Raw genomic sequence first — 2,875 nt, 5'->3', positions numbered from 1 at the left:
TCATAATAGGGCCACCCTTAGAACTTTAAAATCCTATTGCTTTGCATTAGGAGCTTGGACAGTAAGCCATGCCAATAAAACGGTATTGAAAATCTCTCTAACTGCTAAAAAAAGACCATGGATGCAGGGAATATTTTCTCAAATCAATAACCTAAGCCCTCCTTTCAATTATTCCAATGCATAATCCGGGTTTATGGTTTTACTTGGTTGTATGCCTGCGATCTGGAGACAAAAAGACAAATTGTCATCTTAAAATCACATAAAATAGCAGAAATATGTCATATTGTCTGAATTTTTGCCCATTCTACCCTTCTGCTAATGCCCGGCACATAAGTTGAATATGGTTTTGTAAAGTTTAAAACCATCATAAAAAAGGAGGAAATTATGACACTTATTAAAAGAACAAACCCGTTGTTTCCCACTTTCTTCGACGACTTTTTCGGACAAGACACATTTAATTTTGGAAACAGGTTCCCATCAGGTTCTACGGTTCCTGCCGTGAATATAAAAGAAGATACCAGAGCCTACCTGGTGGAGGTTGCAGCTCCCGGAGTAGACAAAAAGGACTTCAAAGTAGAAGTAGATCATGACCTGCTGACCATCTCATATGAAAAGAAAGAAAGCAAAGAGGAGAAAGGTGATTATACCAAAAGAGAGTTCAGTTATCAGTCATTTCAACGATCATTTAACTTGCCTCAAACAGTGGAAAGCGGCAAGATAGAAGCAAAATATACGGACGGAATATTGCATCTCAGCATTCCTAAGAAGGAAGCGTCAGAGCCAAAACCATCACGGTTGATTGAGATTTCATAGTGATTTGAATAATAAAAGGAGAAGTGTAAGAGCTTCTCCTTTTTCTCCTTTATGCAATATCAAAATTTACAGATCGGCACAACAATTGCTGATTTTGACCGTATTAGAAAATACCAAATCTCAAAACTTGAAAAGTTTTACAAGTTGACTCAAAATAAATTTAAAGATTAATCAATTAACTGAAGTATGAAGAATTTTAGTGCATTAGTGCTGGCTTCGGTCCTGGGTAGTATAGTTACCATAGGCTCGTATGAGCTTCTGGACCGTGATGACTCTAAAAGTGTGAAGGTAGAGCATGTTGACAATACACCTGTCATGAATGCCGCTTATTCGGTGAATGAAGCAGGTGACCTGGTACCACTCGACTTTACCAGTGCTGCCGAAAAAGTAATGCCGGCGGTGGTACATATCCGATCTACGCAAGTGGGTAATTATGCAAGTAGAAATGATCAGGTGCCGGAACAATTTCGGGATTTCTTCGGCCCGTTTTTCAGAGACGACCGAGGTCAAAGAGGCCCAAGGGTAGGAAGTGGTTCAGGTGTGATCATTAATAATGAGGGATACATTGTGACCAATAATCACGTTATAGACGGGGCCGATGAATTAGAAGTAACATTAAATGATAATCGTAGTTATAAGGCCAAAGTAATTGGTACAGACCCCACCACAGACCTTGCGGTTATTCAGATCAAAGAAAAAGGACTGTCCCATCTTTCCCTGGTCAATTCAGATAATGTGAGAGTAGGCGAGTGGGTGTTAGCGGTGGGGAATCCGTTTAACCTGAACTCTACAGTAACAGCAGGTATTGTAAGCGCTAAAGGCAGAAGCATCAATATCATAAACCCCGATCGTCGTGATAGCTTAAACACAGCTATTGAGTCTTTTATACAAACCGATGCCGCTGTTAACCCAGGTAACAGTGGAGGAGCATTAGTAAACCTCAATGGCGATCTGATTGGTATCAACACAGCTATTGCCAGCCCGACGGGCTCGTACTCCGGCTATGCTTTTGCCGTGCCGGCCAATATAGTGAGTCGTGTAGTGGAAGACCTGATCTCTTACGGCATGGTACAAAGAGGCTGGTTAGGAGTGACCATTAACAGTGTAAACAGTACACTTGCCAGAGAGTTCGATCTGGAAGTTAATTCCGGTGCTCTTGTACGTGGCATTGCCGGTAATAGCGGCGCGAAAGAGGCGGGTATTAAAGATGGCGATGTGATTGTGAAGATAGACGATATTGAGGTAGAAAATACAGCTCAACTGATAGGTTACGTGGGTAGTAAGCGCCCGGGAGATGTAGTTACCATTAAGGTGAACCGCCAGGGTAAAGACATTGACTTTAATGTAACACTCAAGAACAGGGATGGTAATACAGAGATCGTAGAAAGGGCTCCTGAAAATGTGTTCAACGTATTGGGCGCTGACCTTGAAGACCTGGATAGTCGTACGCTAAAAAGGCTGGATATCAGTAGCGGTGTCCGTGTAAAATCCATAGGTCCGGGACAAATAAAAAAACATACTGACATGCAAGAGGGTTTTATTATTACCAGGATTGATGGCGAGAGCGTCAACTCTAAAGAAGAAGTGATGAAAATCCTGGAAAACAAAGAAGGTGGCATACTGCTGGAAGGAGTATATGAAGGCCAGTCCGGTAAATATTATTACGGTTTGGGAATGTAAATTTTCCTTCGTCTATGACTATTTTGTTTAAAAAAAACGTATACTTAACATACGATCTTTGAAAAATTTATGCTTATGAAGAGAATTTTTAAGAAAGGGGAGCACGTGAAAAATGAGCGAGACGGAAGAGTTATGGAAGTCTTAAATTACATAAAAGACAAGAGCTCCTACATGGTAGAATGTGCCTGGTTTGATTTAGACAAAAAGGAAATCAGGACAAACCGATTTAAACAGGAAAAACTTTTAAAAGCGAGTTAAAAAAAGAGGCCGTCTCAAAAGTGATTGAGGCGGTCTTTTTACTTTTACAAGGATTGAGTTTTTGATTTAACGTTTAGCAAGCTTCTTTTTCAAAAAGGCAAGAGTTGTCCTAAGCCTATGCCGC

At 40.7% G+C, this 2,875-nt stretch carries 4 protein-coding genes; all 4 read left to right on the top strand.

Translation table 11 applies throughout. The features are described from left to right. Positions 1–184, top strand: a 184-nt coding sequence (locus FNH22_RS32525) for a hypothetical protein (protein ID WP_221420398.1), incomplete at its 5' end; no start/stop codon positions are given. Positions 185–384: 200 nt separating this feature from the next. Next, positions 385–813 carry an Hsp20/alpha crystallin family protein gene (locus tag FNH22_RS31600; protein ID WP_143402539.1) on the top strand — a complete coding sequence of 143 codons (429 nt, stop codon included), beginning with the start codon at positions 385–387 and terminating at the stop codon, positions 811–813. Between the two features lie 186 nt (positions 814–999). Then, the gene (locus tag FNH22_RS31595) at positions 1,000–2,493 is read left to right on the top strand and encodes a Do family serine endopeptidase (RefSeq protein ID WP_143402538.1); all 1,494 of its coding nucleotides are present in this window, start codon (positions 1,000–1,002) and stop codon (positions 2,491–2,493) included. Between the two features lie 75 nt (positions 2,494–2,568). Beyond that, positions 2,569–2,751: a hypothetical protein gene (locus FNH22_RS31590; protein ID WP_143402537.1), complete on the top strand. Its 183-nt coding sequence runs from the start codon at positions 2,569–2,571 to the stop codon at positions 2,749–2,751. Positions 2,752–2,875: the final 124 nt, after the last annotated feature.

Source organism: Fulvivirga sp. M361, assembly GCF_007097395.1.
Classification (GTDB): domain Bacteria; phylum Bacteroidota; class Bacteroidia; order Cytophagales; family Cyclobacteriaceae; genus Fulvivirga.
This window is presented reverse-complemented; position numbering and strand designations above follow the sequence as displayed.

Excerpts from the sequence above, each read along its gene's own strand:
- FNH22_RS31600 (WP_143402539.1), top strand. The coding sequence starts at position 385 with ATGACACTTATTAAAAGAACAAACCCGTTGTTTCCCACTTTCTTCGAC.
- FNH22_RS31595 (WP_143402538.1), top strand. The coding sequence starts at position 1,000 with ATGAAGAATTTTAGTGCATTAGTGCTGGCTTCGGTCCTGGGTAGTATA.
- FNH22_RS31590 (WP_143402537.1), top strand. The coding sequence starts at position 2,569 with ATGAAGAGAATTTTTAAGAAAGGGGAGCACGTGAAAAATGAGCGAGAC.